Source organism: Paenibacillus spongiae, assembly GCF_024734895.1.
Classification (GTDB): Bacteria; Bacillota; Bacilli; order Paenibacillales; family Paenibacillaceae; genus Paenibacillus_Z; species Paenibacillus_Z spongiae.
Window position 1 is genome coordinate 6,571,026 of sequence record NZ_CP091430.1, and the last position, 14,867, is coordinate 6,585,892.

Here is a 14,867-nt window from a genome sequence, read left to right on the forward strand (position 1 = left end):
ATTCCTCCTGACGCTCATCGTTTATTCTTAGCTAACTCTTACATTACCACAGCATCCGTCTCCGGTGTAATCCTTCCCTTCCGCCCTTTAACCGGAGGTTCGCAAGAGCCCGTTACCCGAAGAAGGCAGCTTGCGCAATTGCGAAGCTGCCTTCGATTCTAACCGGTAGGGGACTGAGCTTCGGGCTTCCAGACAACCACGCGCTTGCCGGCATTCTCCAACCGCTCGACTGTCTTGCTCAGCGCGAGCTCGGCCGTATGATCCCAAACCTTCGATTCGGTCAAATCGATATGGACCTCCTCCGCCTTGCAGCCGTATTCGATCCGTTCCTGGATTTCTGCCGCAGAGCCGAAGAACAGCTGACCTTGTATGCGGTAAGTCCGTCTGGAGCCGTTCCATTCGCTATGCACCTGCAGCTTGGACGCTTTCACCGCAAACCACACAAAGCTGATCAGAACACCCACCAGAACGCCAATGGCCAAATCATGCGTCAAGATCACCGCGCCAACCGTCACGATCATAACGACTGTATCGCTGGCCGGTACGCTGCGGGGACGAAACACCGACTTCCAGTCAAAGATCGCGACGCAAACCATCAGCATGATGCCAACGAGCGCGGCCATCGGAACCAGATCGAGCAGGCTGCCGAACACGACGACCAGCAGCAGGAGAAACACGGCGGCAACGAGCGTAGACAGCCGGTTGCGCCCGCCCATCTTCACATTCAAGACCGATTCCGCGACGAGCGCGCAGCCCGCCATGCCCCCGAAGAAGCCCGCGATGAAATTCGCGATGCCTTGGCCGCGCATTTCTTTGTTCTTGTCGGTCTTCTCTCCGGTCATCTCATCCAATAAATTTTGCGTAAGCAGCGTCTCCGTGTAGCCGACAATCGCAAGCGACAATGCGTAAGGCAAAATAATCATGAACGTTTCCCATGTGAACGGCACATCAGGCAGCAGGAAGGCCGGCAGCGAAGCGTCAATCTTCGCAATATCGCCTATCCGCGACACATCCCCCATCCCCATGGCCCACACCGCAAAGGTCAAGAGCACTACCGCCACAAGAGGCGAAGGAATCGCCTTGAAATAGCGCGGAAGGACATAAATAATGGCAAGCGTTACCGCCACAAGCGCGTACATCGTCCACGAGGCGCCGGAGAAATAACGGAGCTGCGACATGAAAATGAGAATAGCCAAGGCGTTAACGAATCCCGTCAGCACCCCGTGAGGGACGAATTTCATAAGCTTGCCCAGCTTGAAGACGCCCATTAGAAATTGAAGGACGCCGGTCAGAACGGTCGCGGCGAATAAATATTGAATGCCGTGCTCGTTCACCAGGGCAAGCATCAGAACAGCCATCGATCCCGCCGATGCGGAGATCATGCCGGGACGGCCTCCGAGAAACGTAATGACAAGCAGAATGCAAACGGTCGCATAAATCCCCACGGTAGCCGGCACGCCGGCCATGAATGAGAAGGCGAGCGAATCGGGAATAAGCGCCAACGTGGCCGTCATGCCTGCCAGCACATTCGCTCTGATGCCGGTTGTCCACTGCTCCCGCCACGATGATTGGCTTATTATAGTTGTCACCTCATTTCGTAAATATAGACGGACTAGTCTAAATAAGTTGAACCATGGATTGGAACACAACCCGCTGCGCGGGAAGAATGTTCTAACGGTCGCTCCACGCTTGTACCCTCCCACCGTTCATTTCATATAGCCGTTACTGTTCATCGCTTTGGTTAGCATACCCTCTCAGATATTCATGGTCAATGGAAAATTGCCAACCCAGAATATCGTTACGTCGGTCGTCGGCGGCCATGCAGACGAACCGTGAAGATGGAGCCTTCCCCTACACGGCTCTCCACTTCAATTCGGCCCCCGTGGATGTCGACGATGGACTTCGTGATGGATAAACCAAGCCCTACCCCTCCATATTGACGGGATCGTGACGTGTCCACCCGGTAAAACCGGTCGTGCAGCAGCGGCAGATGCTCCGCTTCGATACCCGGTCCATTATCCCGTATCGTAAGCAGGACCTCCTCCGGTGGCGAGGTATCCGCAGCAGGAAGGACAGACAGCTCGATGACCCCGCCGAGCGGATCCGTATGATCGATCGCGTTTTGGAATAAATTCAATACGACCTGCTTCATTTTGTCCGGATCGAACCAGCTTGCGATTCCGGCTGCCGTATCGACTCTCACCTTCCGGCTGCCGGCCAGTAGCCGGAGCTGAGGCTCCATCTCCCGCACCATATCCGCCAATTCACCCTCTTCCAGCTCCAGCTCGGGAGAACGGTCCAAGCGGGCCAGCAGCAGCAAATCGTTAACCAGCTTGATCATCCGCTTGGTCTCTCCTTGCATGCTGCCCAGCGCGCGGTGCAGCTGTTCGGGTTGGTGCGCCGCTCCTCTTAGCAGGATCTCGACGAACCCGTGGATGGACGTGAGCGGAGTGCGCAGCTCATGAGAAGCATCGGCCACGAATCGCTGCAGCCGATCATTGGCTTCCTTCTCCGCCTCGAAGGACATCTCCAGCCGTTCCAGCATGCCGTTGAAGGAGGCGGAGAGCCGGTCGATCTCAATCTGTCCCTGCCGGTCGGACAAACGAATAGCCAGGCTCCCGGCATTCACATGTTCTACGGTCTGAATCATGCGGGATAGCGGAACCAGCGTTCTCTTCAACACGGGGACGAAGGCGGCCAAGCCAAGCAGCATGGCCAATAACGACAAGCCCAGGAATATGACCAGCTGGCGAACCAGCACATCGCGGATCGGACCCGTGCTCACGCTTACCTGCGCAATACCGACCGCCGCCCCGCGTCCGCCTATAGGCTGAAGCACGACAAGATGCTCGGTTCCGTCTTCGCCCGTCACTCTTTCATACGTCCACCTTTTATCGGCAAGCACCCGCTTATAGCTTTCCGCCGATAGCTCCGGCGCTGAAGATTCCGCCGCATTCCCTTGAGACAGCACCTTAAACCGGCCGCCCGGGTCGATGAACGCCATCGTCGCGTCGGGTATGACCGGCATGCGGCCGCCACCGGACTTGAAGCTATCCTCCGCATGCTTGTCCGCATCTTTCATCGACCGGATCCACATATCGGCAGGGAACGCCATTATTTGCCCCCGCAGACTCTCGGCTTTATTCCGAATAAGAGACTGGTCCATGAGCACGTATTGGAACACGCCTATGAGCGCAAGAAGTCCGGCCATCACCAGCAAGGTGCGTGACAGCAGCTGCATTCGCAGCGAACCGGGGCGTACCATGCGGGAGAACCATCCCTTGAGCCTCGCCGGCTTCATGGCAAATCCACCCGGTAACCCGCACCCCGAATCGTCCGGATGAGCCGGTGCTCGCGATCCTCTAGCTTCTCGCGCAGCGAGCGGACATATACCTCGACGATGTTATCCTCCCCGCCAAAATCATACCCCCACACTTGATCCAGAATTGTCGGTTTGCTGAGCACAATCCCGTGATGGCTCACCAGAAATTTAAGCAGCTCATATTCCGTGGGAGAGAGCTCAAGCGTGCGCTCGCCGTAACGAATTTCCTTGCGCCGGTCATCGATCCGGAACGGCTCCGCAACGACTTCGCCGAACAGATGCGGATGATGGTTGCGCAGCCGCGCCTGGATGCGGGCCAGCAGCTCCGCGAAGCTGAACGGCTTGATCATATAATCGTCAGCTCCCAGGGAAAGACCCTTCACCCGGTCGCCTACCTGTTCTTTAGCCGTCAGCATAATAATTCCGATGCTGCGCTCGCTCTCCTTGAGCCGCGCGCACAGCTCGAAGCCGTCCATGCCAGGCATCATGATATCGAGTACCGCAACATGCGGCCGGTATTCTTTAACCATTTCCAGCGCGCTTGCACCGTCCTGAGCGGTTAGTACCTCGAAACCTTCATTTAATAGCCCTAATTCAATAAATTGCAATATATTCGGCTCGTCGTCCACGAGTAAAATTTTGATTCCGTTCGATGGCCGCATCCCGTACCTCCTCCAACCCTATACTTGCTATATAAATTGAACGAAAGAAGGGTACAGAAGAGTGAAGCAGGAAGAATGATTCCGGAGCAGCGCTCGTAATAACATTCTGCCTGCGCAGCGGGATGTGTTCCAATCCTTGGTTCAACTTATATAGCATACTATATTATCGCTTCCAAACCTGAAATTCGGCTGAAAGAAAACTGAAGGCCGGCTGAAGGCCGATTGGATACAAAAAAAAACGCATCCAAGGCAGCACGAATGCTGCCTGAATGCATTTGACCAACCTATTCCAGGATGAGCTCGATCTGACTTCTTACTTCCTCCGAGAGCACGATGCCCGATGCTTTGGCGTTCTCCGCCACCTGCTCCGGACGGCTTGCGCCGACCAGCGCGCTCGCCACGTTCGGCTGGCGAAGAATCCAGGCAAGGGCCAGTTGGCCTACCGTAATATCCAGCTCTGCGGCAAGGTCGGACATGGCGTTTACCTTCGCCAGCTTCTCCTCGGTAATGCCCTTGCCGACCCACTCCAGCTTTGCCGCGCGGCTGTCCGGCGGCAGATTGGCAGCCGATTTGTACTTGCCTGTCAGCAGACCTTGCGCGAGCGGCGAGAAGACCACTTGACCGATGCCGTTGCGCTCGCCGAACGGAATGACTTCCTTCTCGATGTACCGGTCGAACATGTTGTAGACCGGCTGGTTCACAACGATGCGGTCCAGCAGGTAGCGGTCCGCAATGCCGAGCGCTTCCGACATTTGGGCTGCGGTCCATTCGCTTACGCCCACATACAGCACCTTGCCTTGACGGACGAGGTCATCGATCGCGCGAAGCGTCTCATGGAGAGGCGTCTCCGGATCATGGCGGTGACAATAATAAATATCGATGTAGTCCAGGCCGAGCCGCTGCAGGCTGGCATTGCACTGCTCTATAATATGCTTGCGCGACAAGCCGCGATCGTTCGGCCCATCGCCCATCTGACCGAACACTTTCGTCGCCAGCACATAAGAGTCGCGCGGGAACGCTTTGATGGTTTCGCCAAGCAGCTTCTCGGCGGCTCCCCGTTCATAAACATTTGCCGTATCGAAGAAATTAATGCCAAGATCGTAAGCGGTATGAATCGACTTGACCGCATTCTCGCGTTCCACATATCCGCCATATGTCAACCAACTGCCGAGGCTGATCTCACTAACCTTTAATCCGCTGCCGCCAAGTTTACGATAGATCATGGTCGTCCTCCTAAAAGTTTTGTGGAGCTTAGCTTCCAGATTTTACTACGCAACAAAACTGGCTTCGTAAGCATACGCCTTGTTTTGTGAGAGTTATTCGCTTCAATCGAAGCGAAATCGAGCAAAACTGGCTTCGTAAGCATACGCTTGGTTTTGTGGAGCTAATTTGCTTCATTGAAAAAGTTAAACCGAGCAAAGCTTGCTCTGAAGGCACACGCTCATCGGCGGTAACGGCTTCCAGGCTTCCCAGTACAAGACCTATTGTAATCAGAGCTATATGAATTTTAAAGTAGTGAAATTTTTATCTCTATATTATAAGAAGTATATGTGCTATATTCTGTATACTTATGTTCATAGAAGGGGGCCTGTCTAATGTCGGCTAGTAACTATGTACCCAAAGAGCCTACCGTTATCGATTGCAATATCGAACGGACCCTGCATGTTATCGGAGGCAAATGGGCTTTTCTCGTGCTTCGGGAGCTGTTCTGCGGGAAGAGAAGATTCGGCGAGCTTCAGCGGCTCATTCCGGCGGTGAGCCCACGGGCGCTGACCAGTACACTGAGGCATTTGGAGGAGCAGGGCGTCCTGGAGCGTCATGTCTTCCCGACGGTTCCCGTCACGGTAGAATATACGTTGACGCCTAAAGGCGAGGATTTGCATCAAATCCTCAAAGAGATGAAGCTATGGTCAGCTAAATGGACTTAGATTGCTCTGCCCGCGCCCATCTCGCATCAATCAATTGAAGCAGCCACTGGCGCTCGCCGGGCAAATTTTCACGGAGTCTGGCCGCAGCCACCGGCAGCAGCCAATCGTCCAGCTTCTCCTGCGATGTGTCCGCTTGCATGAAATATGTATGCAGGTAGCTTCGGTTCAGCACCTTCTTCACGATATGAAGTGCAGGGATCAGAAGCTTGGGCAAACCCGGAGGGATGAACGGGCTGCTGAGCAGGATGCTTGTTCGGGCCACATCTCCCAGCGGGTTGCCTACATAGGCGTCCGTCCAGTCAATGACCGCGGCCGATTCCCCGGCACCCCGAAGCAATATATTATCCGGATGAAAATCGCCATGACAGATCGAGCTGCCGCCGGGCAGCTTCTCCATATACGCGCAAATCGCATCCGCTCTGCCGCCTAATACGGCATCGGACTGCCGAATCGCCTCGGCGAGCTTCGTTTTCTGCTCCGGCAGCCGCTGCCCCGTTCCGTCCGACCGGTGCATCCTTCCATGCAGCTGCGCCATCATTTTGCCATATGCCGCGGTCTTCCATGGCTTGGAATTAATGAACTTAAGCATCGTGCGGCCTGCGACACGCTCATATACGATGCCGCACCTTCCCTCTGTCTCTACGATTCCGAACACGGCCGGAGCAGGGATGCCCGCTGAAGAGACAACCTTGCAGAGCCTGTCTTCATATTGAATCCAATTCAGAGGAATGGACGGATAGAAGAGCTTTATGACCCGGTTCACGCCCCATTCGTATACTTCAGCCGTCATTCCTTTGCCGATCAGCTTGCCTTTTTCTACCTCGTTATCCAACCTGTATCCCCCTTTCCTGATTGCTGTGCAGACATATAGCCACCGAATAATAGCTGCAGCACGATGACTTTAAATCAGCATCGATACCAGCTGTGAAGGCGGAGCAATGGGCCGTTCACCCATACTTATGCACGCCCGTGTCCACCGCTCGACGGTCGATGCTTTTCCACGCGGGTAATCCGTCCCCTTCCCGTAAGGCTGCTTGTCCGCTCCATTGCGGAGCGTCTGCTTCGAACGGTGCAGCACCATCTTGACCGCCGGGACCGTACAGCCCTGATGCTGCGCGATTTCTTGATACGAATACCCGTACCACTCCGCAAGCAGCAGCATGTCCACCTCGCGCTCGGACAGTTGTTCGGTCAACCACTCCATAAATCCTCGAACGGAAGCATAGTTGGGATCATAATAAGACGCTTGAACCCCTTCCTCCAACGGGACAAGGGTACCGCGGTTTTTCCGGTAAGCATCAATGGACAAGTTGCGGGCAATCTTGTACAGCAGCGAACGCGGATGGCGGAATGCGCCGATTTTGCGATAATGCTGAAATGCGCGCAGAAGGGAATCCTGGAACAAGTCCTCCGCTTCCCATTGTGTTGCACTCAAATACAGACAGTACGTCCACAGCCGGCTGAAATGCGGCTTCACGACTTCCTCGAATTCTTCCCGCACCCTCATGCTCTCCTCCTCCGATCATGCCATTCAAGCACAAGTGTAACAGAGCATTATGAATAAATGATTAAAACGACGAAGAGGGCTTCCTCCAAGCAGCCGACTCTGCTTGTGAGACCGCCCTCTTTCATCGCCTGCTTACCGTTCATAGGCAAAGCAGCAGCCTGCTTCACCTATCCGCAGCTTGCTGCCCTTCAGTGCGTATTCACCGGAGACGAGCACCTCATGCTCCCCGCGAATCGCATCGACGAAGCTCTTGTCTTAATTCGTAAGGCGCGGCGGCAGCTCCACCGAAGGCCATAAGAATCATTCACTGCCCAACGTTATAGGCGAGCTCGAGTGTCCGCATCCTCCGCTCCTGCCCCGGCAATGCGAATCCGGGTGCCGGCGGGAACGGCGTTGGCCGGCCGGTTTTTAAACAACCACTTGTCGGGCGTGTCCGTGATGCCTGTGCCGATCTCCAGCTCGAACGGCTCCGCAGGCAGCTTCTCCGCCCGCAGCGCAACCCGGTTTCCATCCACGGCAACCGACGTCCAGCCGCCGGATTCCCGCTGTTCGTCCGCTATTATGGCATAGTGAGCTCCGTCTGACGCGGAATGTTCATCGATACGTTTGTTGAAGGATAGGATAAGTTCGTCCGGGCCATTCCGCCGCGCCCGCAGCGGGACTGGCGCCGACTCGTACATATAGCCGCCAATGTGATATTCATAGGCCGTCCAGGATGTAAAGCCGATATCGTAAGCCGCAGCTTCGAACTGTTCCAGCCACTGCCCGCCTTTGATCATCGTTTCTCCCGATCCGATGTCCGCCTGAACGCCGAGCGGAAGCTCCGGGAAAGCAGTGCGGATCGCGTCCATGAACGGGATGTACTTCCTGGTATAGTCGGGAGGCAAGTCGCCCTTGATCCAATCGGGCCAATGCGTCTGAAGCATGTGCATATCGGGGCGGACCCGGGCGATCATGGAGGGAGCATCCATCCCCTGCTCCACGCGCAGAGCTTCCATCGAATCGGGACCGGCATCGATCGCCAGCGACCAGGTGGCGACGAGAATGTCCGGACGGGCTGCTCTGACGCCGTCTTTTGCGTTGATCATTTCGTCGATGAAGCCGTTGACCGCATCGACGCGGAATTCCGCCCATTTCATATAAGTCTCCGTGTCTGTCAAATAGTATCGGGGGGATTCGGAATCCGTAAATTCCGGCATCTCCAATCCATACTGTTTCAGAAATGCGCTCTGGGCAAGCGGGCCGACATCCCCATAGACGCCTCGTTCAATACCGCCCCATTCCGGGAAGTAAGGCTCGGCAATCTCGATCCCGTCGAAGGGGTAGCCGCTCGCCAGTTTGACCATCGCGGCTTTCTTCCACCTTGCATAACCGGGACTGAAATGGGAGAAGCGCTGAAAGCCGTCATTCGTTTCTTTCAGCAGACCCATCTGCCAGGACGGCCACTCATCGGGATAATCCGCGGTCGAGAAGGTTCCGTTGCCGATAACCATCGCCCAAACGCCAATCCCTCTGCCGTGAAAAGCATCGATCAGCGCTTTATCGACGACATTCTCGTTTACCACAAAGTAATGGACGCTCCGGTAGCCGGCCAGCTCGATCTCTTCCGCGATGCTGTCGGCAGACCGGTTCCGGTAATACGGAAACAGGGGATCGATCTGGATGCTCGGCCCCTTCAGCATCCCTTCCCTTGTCCTCTGCTGCATGCTCTTTATTGCACTCGCCTCCTATGACGCTTGCTCCTATTTATTTGTCAGCGCTGGGAATCTCCTTCACTAGATCTGGTGAACGATCACCGAGCGCGAAGGACATCCCATTAACATGAAAATAGCACTTTTCATGGCAGTGTTCTATACATTTGTTCAAAAACGGCTCAAAAAATGGAGGAAAAATTTCTTTTTTGTTCAGAAAGAGAAGGTTCTCGCCATCCTAGGCGGCGGAGTTGCTTTCTCCCTGAGACCTTCTCTTCGCGCAAAATATAAGAAAACCGCCTACACCGGTACTTATAGAATAAAGACCCTTCATCCCATGATGAGAGAAAGGGTCTTTGACTTTATGCGCAGCACATTTTGCCCTGCGTCTACACGAACGCCTAATACTTTACGCCGCCGTAACGACGGAACAGCTTCACGCATACCGCGATCCAGCAAGCGCTGGCCCAATAGCCGCCGAGAAGATCGGATGGATAATGAACGCCCAGATAGACGCGGCTTAATCCGATTGTCAGGATGAAACAGGCGGCGATGATGACAAGCCCGACCCGCCATCCCCGCGATGGCATATGCCGCCACAGCAGATAAGTCAGAATGCCGTAGAAGGTGAAGGCCGCCATCGAATGTCCGCTCGGAAAGCTGTAACCCGTCTCTTCAATGATACGGTGAATATCCGGACGGGCGCGATGGTACAGGAGCTTCAGCAGCTCATTAAGCAAAGCCGAGCCAACCATGGCGCCAATCAGCAGCACGAGCTCCTTGCGATGCTTCAGCACCACGAAGAGAACGACGGCGGTCAGAAGCACGAGCGGAATGACGACGGACGATGAGCCCAGTTTGGTCACAGCTTTCATTACGCGGGTCAGCGCCGGATTCTCCCAGCCTTGAACGGTGCGGATAATCGCCAGGTCGAAGCTCATCAGCTTATCCCGGGTAACCAGCATCGCTAGGCCTTGAAACCCCGCAATGGCCAGCAATATATAGATGAACCACATTTCGTTTAACCCCTCGCTATCGCCAGTTTCATTTTCACATTATACGTCATCAACTCCGCCATACAAAATAAGATTCAGTCCGCGGCACAGCGCGCAGTGTCGGAAGAACGCTCCCCCTCTGCATGCGGCGAGTCTTGTCCCAGACTATTGCTTGTAAGCCAGGATTAATCCCGCCTGTGTTAGCACGGGCTCCGGCATTTGACCGTATCGCGTTCCAAATCGCAATCATATAAAGGAAGAGAAGGAGGTGGACAAATTGCAAGCAAAACGTACAAGCAATATAAAAGGCATCGATGTAAGCCGGTGGCAGGGCGACATCGACTGGACCAAGGTGAAGGCGGATCAGATCCGCTTCGCATGGATCAAAGCTACAGAGGGTACAAGCATTGTCGATCACCGCTTTGAAACCAATGCGGTTGAGGCTGTGGACGCGGGCTTGATAACAGGCTTCTACCATTACGCGCACCCGGAGTTAAATACGCCGATTGCAGAAGCGGCTCACTTCGCAGAGACGGTCAATCGCTTTGAAGTGAACCTTCCCCATGTACTTGACATCGAGGGAGAAGCAGCGACGCTCGGACCGGCAGCCGTGACCGCTTGGGCTGCGGAATGGCTGGAAGAGGTGCGGCTGCGGACCGGACATCCGGTCATGATCTACACGGGCGCTTACTTCGCCAAGACGTATCTGGGCAAGCGATTAGCGGGTTACCCGCTGTGGGTTGCGAATTATGGCGTAAATATACCGATGGGCAACAGCACGTGGAGCTCATGGTCATCATTTCAATATTCAGACAGCGGCAAGGTCGACGGCATCTGCGGAAACGTGGATCTTAATGTGATGGAGCAATCATTCTACGCGAAATACAGCATCGTTCTGCAGTCCGGAGAGCCGGCGGATTCGATCAAGGTTATTCTTAATCACGATAAAACCGTTTACGGCCGAAGCATTAATGGACATGTATACGTTCCGATGCGAAAGCTGGGAAATATAATCGGCATCCATGTAGCGTGGGATAATATGAGGAAAGCGCCGCTGTGGGATGGTAAGTTTGTCGATGAATATTTCATGCTCGACCATACCGTCTATATTTCGGCCCGGTCAGCCGCCGCACTGCTGGGCGGTACCGCGTCTTGGAACGCAGGTTTCCGGGAAGTTTCTGTCCGGTACTAGACCACCATTCACACGCAGCAGAAGGAAACTCCGGACGTTCATCTTTGGCGGCGGGACAAGTTCCTTCCCACAGTAGAATGAGCATGGCCAATTTCCTCTATAGTAGACAAAAGACCGGTTCATCAAGCGGCTTCGCTTGATGAACCGGTCTCTTTGCGTTCGGCTAGAGCGTTAAGCTTGTTCCCCGAGCTTGGACAGAAACTCGCTTTCCAGCTGAGGAAGATGTTTGTCCATGCACTTGCAATAGTAGTCTTTACGGCACATCGGGCAGGGAATGTTCAGCAGCCGGTTCGCGCTGTTCAGCGTCCAATCCGGATTTTTGCTGAGGAAAAGACGATATTTGGACTTATCCGCCAGCGTGACGACATACTGGTACAGCTTCGTCTTTTCATTCGAATCCGAAACTTGTATGTCCGTTATTTTCGGGTTAAATGCCATTGTTCAAACCGCCTATTTAAGATTTTGTACCGCTCTCGAATGCGGTACAAGCCGATTCTTCTCATACAAGAAGAAGGGAATGTAGAAATAGAATATCGTTTATGGTATTGCGTTGTCAATGTTGCGGCATGTTCGGCCGGGGTATATAGAAAAAAAAACGCATTTCGCCCGATTTTGATAAGAATTATATGTCAGTTGATGTCATGTATGCGTGTTTATAATGATGGGGAATGAGCACACAATACGAGAATAAAGGAGCGATATGCCGTGAAACCATTGGAAGGTAAAATAGCCGTCGTTGCCGGAGCGACGCGAGGGGCAGGACGGGGCATTGCGGTCATGCTGGGCGAGGCCGGAGCGACCGTCTACGTCACAGGCAGGAGCGTGCGCGGCCGGCCATCGGATATGGGCAGAACCGAGACAATCGAGGAAACCGCCGAGCTCGTAACCGCAAACGGCGGACGGGGCATTCCCGTTCGCGTGGATTATAGCGTGGAAGCGGACGTACAGGCACTGGCCAAGCTTCTAATTGAAGAACACAGCGGCCAGCTGGACCTGCTCGTCAATGACGTATGGGGCGGCGATTCGCTTACCGAGTGGGGCAAACCGTTCTGGGAGAACTCGCTGCAGGATGGAATCCTGATGCAGCAGCGCGCCGTCCATACCCATCTGGTCGCCAGCCACTACTTATTACCGTTAATGGTCGCCCGCAAGCATGGACTCGTGATCGAGATCACCGATGGCAGCAACTACAACTACCGGGGCAATTTATACTATAGCCTTGCCAAAATCTCGACCATTCATCTCGCCCAGGGGATGGCAGAGGAGCTGCGCCCTCATCATGTCGCTGCCGTTGCGCTCAGTCCGGGCTTCCTCCGGTCGGAGGCGATGCTCGATCACTTCGGCGTCACGGAAGCGAACTGGCGGGATGCGGCGCAGAAGGATATTCATTTTCTTCAATCCGAGACCCCGGCTTATATCGGCCGGGCCGCAGCGGCACTGGCTGCCGATCCGGACATACTCGCGAAGAGCGGACGTGCGCTCACGACATGGGGATTGTCGGAGGAATACCCGTTCACCGACGCGGACGGACGACGCCCTCACTGGGGCAAATATGCCGCGGAGCAAGGCTTCTAGCACAGCTTATAAGATGAAACCGCTGATGCCGTCCTTGGCGAAGAAGCAAGTTTCTTCCATCGATCGGCAAATCGGGCTCGCTTGGATTAATATGTCCGATAAGGGAAGGAATTCCGCACCGGCATATGGAATTTACTCCGTATGAACCAAACTTTCCTATATTATAGGGGGCATCTGCCATGCTGCAGCTTTCCGAACATTTATATCAGTACGAGGACACTTGCCATGTATACGTGATCAGAAACGGCAGCGAAGCTGTCTTGATCGATTTCGGATCCGGTGCGGTACTGGAGGAGTTACAAGCCATAGGCGTCAATAAAGTGACCGATATTCTCATGACCCATCATCATCGGGATCAAGGCCAAGGACTTCCCAAAGCGGCGGAAATCGGAGCCAATGTGTGGGTGCCGCATATTGAACAAGATTTGTTCCAGTACATCGACCGTCATTTTCAAGGCCGCGAAATCTACAATAACTACAACGTCAGACAGGACAAGTTTTCACTGCTCGAACCGGTTCCTATCGCAGGTACGCTGAAGGATTACGCCAGCTGCACATTCGGCGGCTATACATTTCAAGTGATTCCAACTCCCGGCCACACCACCGGATCCATTACATTGGCTGTTACGCTGGACGACAGAGTGCTGGCCTTCACCGGCGATTTGATCGCCGCGCCGGGCAAGGTGTGGTCAATGTCGGCGACCCAGTGGTCTTACAACGGCTGCGAAGGTGTCATTCATTCGATTCTTTCCTTGCAGCGCTTGCGCGGCAGCAACCTGGACGTACTCCTTCCTTCGCACGGCGAAGTCATGGAACAGCCGGCGGATGCCATCGATCCGCTGGTAGACAACCTTGAGCAGCTCCTAGAGCTAAGGAATCAACACGGGCAGCTGAATTGGATCAGAGAACCGGACTTTGTTGAAGTCACGCCCCATCTGCTGTGGAATGCCCGCAGCTTCGCCAATTCCTATGTGCTGCTGTCCGAGAGCGGCAAAGCGCTTCTCATCGATTACGGATATCCGAATTTGAATGCAATCAGCAATGCGGGTACGGATCGGTCGTCGCGGCGTCCGTCGCTTCAGCCGATTGAAGCGTTGAAGAAGAAATATGGCATCTCCAAAATCGATGTCGTTATTCCGACCCATTATCATGATGATCATATTGCCGGCTTTAATCTGCTGCGAGACGTTGAAGGTGCGGAAACTTGGGTGCCGGAGCATTTTGCAGACCTGTTCGAACGGCCTTCGCATTACAACGTGCCTTGTATCTGGTACGATCCGATCCCGGTCGACCGTCGGCTCCCTTCCGGTGAAACGATCGTGTGGGAAGAATATGAGATCCGCATTTTTGAACAGCCGGGGCATGCGCTCTACGCGGTGGCGATTGCATTCGAAACGGATGGAAAACGTGTGCTGGCCGTCGGGGATCAGCAGGATAATCAGGGAGACTTGAACAATTACGTGTACATGAACAAATTCCGTTCCCATGATTATGAACTTAGCGCGAATCTGTACCGAAAGCTGCGTCCGGATTTGATTCTGTCCGGTCATTGGGATCCGCTCTGGGTGGACGAAGCCTACTTGGCGAAGCTGAGCCGAAGCGGAGAACGGTTAAAGACGCTGCATGACGCGCTGCTTCCGATTCAACACGTCGATATGGGCGCGGAGGGCTTCTGTGCATGGATCAAACCGTATCAGCTGCATGTCAAGAGCGGGGATGCGGTTGAAATCGAAGTGGATCTGTTAAATCCGCTTCCTCGGCGGGAAACGGTCACCGCACAGCTGATCCTTCCGTCAGGATGGGAAGCGATGACGAAGGAAGCAGCCCTGGAGCTCGATCCGCAAGCGGTCGGTACCTTGCGATTCCTGTTCACCGCACCTATGGGCATTTCGGCGCAGCGGGCCCGGATCGCGGTTGATGTTACAGCAGGAAGGAAAAAATTCGGTCAGCAAGCCGAAGCGCTTGTGACCGTAGAGAACTAACCCGTCCAGCAGC

General features: G+C 54.5%; 13 protein-coding genes. 4 read left to right on the top strand and 9 right to left on the bottom strand.

Going from position 1 to position 14,867, the window contains the following annotated elements:
* Window positions 1–158: 158 nt before the first annotated feature.
* The 4 genes from L1F29_RS29560 to L1F29_RS29575 all read right to left on the bottom strand — a co-directional run bounded on the left by L1F29_RS29560 (window position 159) and on the right by L1F29_RS29575 (window position 5,207).
* Window positions 159–1,589, bottom strand: coding sequence for a SulP family inorganic anion transporter (locus L1F29_RS29560; protein ID WP_258385590.1), 1,431 nt, complete (start codon window positions 1,587–1,589; stop codon window positions 159–161).
* 209 nt (window positions 1,590–1,798) lie between these two features.
* Window positions 1,799–3,301 carry a sensor histidine kinase gene (locus tag L1F29_RS29565; protein ID WP_258385591.1) on the bottom strand — a complete coding sequence of 501 codons (1,503 nt, stop codon included), beginning with the start codon at window positions 3,299–3,301 and terminating at the stop codon, window positions 1,799–1,801.
* A complete protein-coding gene (locus L1F29_RS29570) occupies window positions 3,298–3,984 on the bottom strand; it encodes a response regulator transcription factor (protein ID WP_258385592.1) in 687 nt (228 codons plus the stop codon). The genes L1F29_RS29565 and L1F29_RS29570 overlap by 4 nt, the downstream gene beginning before the upstream one ends.
* A 284-nt stretch (window positions 3,985–4,268) precedes the next feature.
* Window positions 4,269–5,207: an aldo/keto reductase family protein gene (locus tag L1F29_RS29575; RefSeq protein WP_258385593.1), complete on the bottom strand. Its 939-nt coding sequence runs from the start codon at window positions 5,205–5,207 to the stop codon at window positions 4,269–4,271.
* A 372-nt stretch (window positions 5,208–5,579) separates the two neighbouring features.
* Here L1F29_RS29575 and L1F29_RS29580 point away from each other — a divergent pair, with 372 nt between their 5' ends.
* A complete protein-coding gene (locus tag L1F29_RS29580) occupies window positions 5,580–5,912 on the top strand; it encodes a winged helix-turn-helix transcriptional regulator (protein WP_258385594.1) in 333 nt (110 codons plus the stop codon).
* On the opposite strand, the gene L1F29_RS29585 is transcribed toward L1F29_RS29580, so the two are convergent.
* The 4 genes from L1F29_RS29585 to L1F29_RS29600 all read right to left on the bottom strand — a co-directional run bounded on the left by L1F29_RS29585 (window position 5,899) and on the right by L1F29_RS29600 (window position 10,126).
* Window positions 5,899–6,744: a phosphotransferase family protein gene (locus tag L1F29_RS29585; RefSeq protein WP_258385595.1), complete on the bottom strand. Its 846-nt coding sequence runs from the start codon at window positions 6,742–6,744 to the stop codon at window positions 5,899–5,901. The two genes, L1F29_RS29580 and L1F29_RS29585, sit on opposite strands and share 14 nt — an antisense overlap.
* Before the next feature lie 69 nt (window positions 6,745–6,813).
* Window positions 6,814–7,419, bottom strand: coding sequence for an RNA polymerase sigma factor (locus tag L1F29_RS29590; RefSeq protein WP_258385596.1), 606 nt, complete (start codon window positions 7,417–7,419; stop codon window positions 6,814–6,816).
* 317 nt (window positions 7,420–7,736) lie between these two features.
* Window positions 7,737–9,101, bottom strand: a complete 1,365-nt coding sequence (locus tag L1F29_RS29595; protein ID WP_258385597.1) for an N-acyl-D-glucosamine 2-epimerase — start codon at window positions 9,099–9,101, stop codon at window positions 7,737–7,739.
* Window positions 9,102–9,511: 410 nt separating this feature from the next.
* Window positions 9,512–10,126 carry a phosphatase PAP2 family protein gene (locus L1F29_RS29600; RefSeq protein ID WP_258385598.1) on the bottom strand — a complete coding sequence of 205 codons (615 nt, stop codon included), beginning with the start codon at window positions 10,124–10,126 and terminating at the stop codon, window positions 9,512–9,514.
* 256 nt (window positions 10,127–10,382) lie between these two features.
* Between L1F29_RS29600 and L1F29_RS29605 the strand changes: the two genes are divergently transcribed.
* Window positions 10,383–11,297 carry a glycoside hydrolase family 25 protein gene (locus L1F29_RS29605; protein ID WP_258385599.1) on the top strand — a complete coding sequence of 305 codons (915 nt, stop codon included), beginning with the start codon at window positions 10,383–10,385 and terminating at the stop codon, window positions 11,295–11,297.
* Window positions 11,298–11,468: 171 nt separating this feature from the next.
* Here the strand turns inward: L1F29_RS29605 and L1F29_RS29610 are convergent, their stop codons facing one another.
* Complete coding sequence (locus L1F29_RS29610) at window positions 11,469–11,735, bottom strand: hypothetical protein (protein WP_258385600.1); 267 nt, start codon at window positions 11,733–11,735, stop codon at window positions 11,469–11,471.
* Between the two features lie 267 nt (window positions 11,736–12,002).
* On the opposite strand from L1F29_RS29610, the gene L1F29_RS29615 reads away from it, so the two are divergent.
* Together L1F29_RS29615 and L1F29_RS29620 are read left to right on the top strand one after the other, a co-directional pair.
* Entirely contained in the window at window positions 12,003–12,872 is an 870-nt protein-coding gene (locus L1F29_RS29615; protein WP_258385601.1) for an SDR family oxidoreductase, read from the top strand.
* Between the two features lie 179 nt (window positions 12,873–13,051).
* Complete coding sequence (locus tag L1F29_RS29620) at window positions 13,052–14,854, top strand: MBL fold metallo-hydrolase (RefSeq protein WP_258385602.1); 1,803 nt, start codon at window positions 13,052–13,054, stop codon at window positions 14,852–14,854.
* Window positions 14,855–14,867: the final 13 nt, after the last annotated feature.

What these genes read in the sequence shown, in the direction of transcription:
- L1F29_RS29565 (WP_258385591.1), bottom strand. Translation starts at nt 3,301, where the DNA reads ATGAAGCCGGCGAGGCTCAAGGGATGGTTCTCCCGCATGGTACGCCCC.
- L1F29_RS29570 (WP_258385592.1), bottom strand. Translation starts at nt 3,984, where the DNA reads ATGCGGCCATCGAACGGAATCAAAATTTTACTCGTGGACGACGAGCCG.
- L1F29_RS29575 (WP_258385593.1), bottom strand. Translation starts at nt 5,207, where the DNA reads ATGATCTATCGTAAACTTGGCGGCAGCGGATTAAAGGTTAGTGAGATC.
- L1F29_RS29580 (WP_258385594.1), top strand. Translation starts at nt 5,580, where the DNA reads ATGTCGGCTAGTAACTATGTACCCAAAGAGCCTACCGTTATCGATTGC.
- L1F29_RS29590 (WP_258385596.1), bottom strand. Translation starts at nt 7,419, where the DNA reads ATGAGGGTGCGGGAAGAATTCGAGGAAGTCGTGAAGCCGCATTTCAGC.
- L1F29_RS29595 (WP_258385597.1), bottom strand. Translation starts at nt 9,101, where the DNA reads ATGCTGAAGGGGCCGAGCATCCAGATCGATCCCCTGTTTCCGTATTAC.
- L1F29_RS29600 (WP_258385598.1), bottom strand. Translation starts at nt 10,126, where the DNA reads ATGTGGTTCATCTATATATTGCTGGCCATTGCGGGGTTTCAAGGCCTA.
- L1F29_RS29610 (WP_258385600.1), bottom strand. Translation starts at nt 11,735, where the DNA reads ATGGCATTTAACCCGAAAATAACGGACATACAAGTTTCGGATTCGAAT.
- L1F29_RS29620 (WP_258385602.1), top strand. Translation starts at nt 13,052, where the DNA reads ATGCTGCAGCTTTCCGAACATTTATATCAGTACGAGGACACTTGCCAT.